3 protein-coding genes are annotated in these 1,332 nt (G+C 31.1%); 1 reads left to right on the forward strand and 2 read right to left on the reverse strand.

The window, feature by feature from the left end; all coding sequences use genetic code 11:
- Positions 1-227 (reverse strand): glycine betaine ABC transporter substrate-binding protein (locus tag AMN83_RS00010; RefSeq protein WP_306452509.1); only part of this gene is annotated, 227 nt, incomplete at its 3' end.
- Between the two features lie 108 nt (positions 228-335).
- Positions 336-746: a VOC family protein gene (locus tag AMN83_RS00015; protein ID WP_075503344.1), complete on the reverse strand. Its 411-nt coding sequence runs from the start codon at positions 744-746 to the stop codon at positions 336-338.
- Positions 747-822: 76 nt separating this feature from the next.
- On the opposite strand from AMN83_RS00015, the gene epsC reads away from it, so the two are divergent.
- On the forward strand, positions 823-1,332 hold a 510-nt coding region (gene epsC / locus AMN83_RS00020), incomplete at its 3' end, for a serine O-acetyltransferase EpsC (protein ID WP_075503346.1).

Genomic DNA, 1,332 nt, shown 5'->3' on the forward strand with positions numbered 1-1,332 from the left:
ATTTCACCCTTGCCTCTATCAATTGCTGCGTAAATTGCTGTGTTGTTTCCAGGAACAAGCTCAGCCTCTCCACCCATTTTATCTGTAACAACTGCTGCTAATAAATTTGCAATAGCTGTAGCACCTGTCCAACCTGGATCTCCAATTTTAACTTTTTCCGCTTGTGCAGAGAACATTGCTAAAATTGAGATTAATCCGGCTACAAGTGTAGTCTTAATCATTTTCATATTATCTCCTTATAAATTTATAAATTAAGCTTAACGCGAATTGAGATATCGAGTCAAAGAAAATTGATGTGTAATTATTATAGTGTATATTAGAATTATTATAAAGAACTAGTCTGGATTTGAAGTAAGAGTTTTTATTTCTAAAATATTTTCGTTTGGATCTTTTACAAAAAATGTTTCTTGTTCGTATTTAGTACCTTTAAATCTTAGATAAGGCTCATCATAATATTTAGTACCACTATCCTTTAATCTTTGTTTAAGAGCATCAAAATCTTTTCTAGATAGATGAACTCCAAAATGAGGAACTGATACATTACCCATATCTACATCATGTCTTTCATTGTCTAGTTTGTGTTCACTTTTGTGAAGTGTTAGTTCATTACCCCAAAAATCAACGTCAGCCCATTCTTGTGCAGAATTATCTAATCTACATCCTAGAGTTTCGCTATAAAATTTCTTTGCTACTTCTAAATCACCACAAGGTATTGCTAAATGAAAACAATTAGTATTTTTGTACATAATAAAACCTTTAATATAATAAATTAATCACTATATAAAGCCTGTTTTTTAACACAAAATCAAAAAAAGAATAATAATGAGCGATTTTTTACAATCAATAATTGATAGAGATCCTGCGGCAAAATCTAAATTAAGTTTAATATTAACTTACCCAGGAGTGAAAGCAGTATTCTTTCATAGAATAGCTAATTTTTTTAGTACAGCAAAATTTCATTTAATTGCAAGAATCATTTCCCAATTTTCAAGATTCTTGACAGGAATTGAAATTCATCCAAATGCAAAAATTGGAAAAAATTTATTTATTGATCATGGAATGGGAGTTGTGATTGGGGAAACGTCTGAGATTGGTGATAATGTAACTATTTACCATATGGTTACATTAGGTGGAATTGCACCTAGTATAAATTCAAATGATCAACGTAATATGAAAAGACATCCTACAATAAAAGAAGATGTAGTAATTGGTTCAGGTGCACAAGTATTAGGTCCAGTAGTAGTTGGTAAAGGTGCAAGAATTGGAGCTAATGCAGTCATAACTAAAGATGTTGCAGAAAATGCTGTCATGGTTGGAATTCCAGCTAGAAGT

The sequence above is a fragment of the Candidatus Pelagibacter communis genome, assembly GCF_001180025.1.
GTDB lineage: Bacteria > Pseudomonadota > Alphaproteobacteria > Pelagibacterales > Pelagibacteraceae > Pelagibacter > Pelagibacter ubique_A.

Excerpts from the sequence above, each read along its gene's own strand:
- AMN83_RS00015 (WP_075503344.1), bottom strand. The coding sequence starts at position 746 with ATGTACAAAAATACTAATTGTTTTCATTTAGCAATACCTTGTGGTGAT.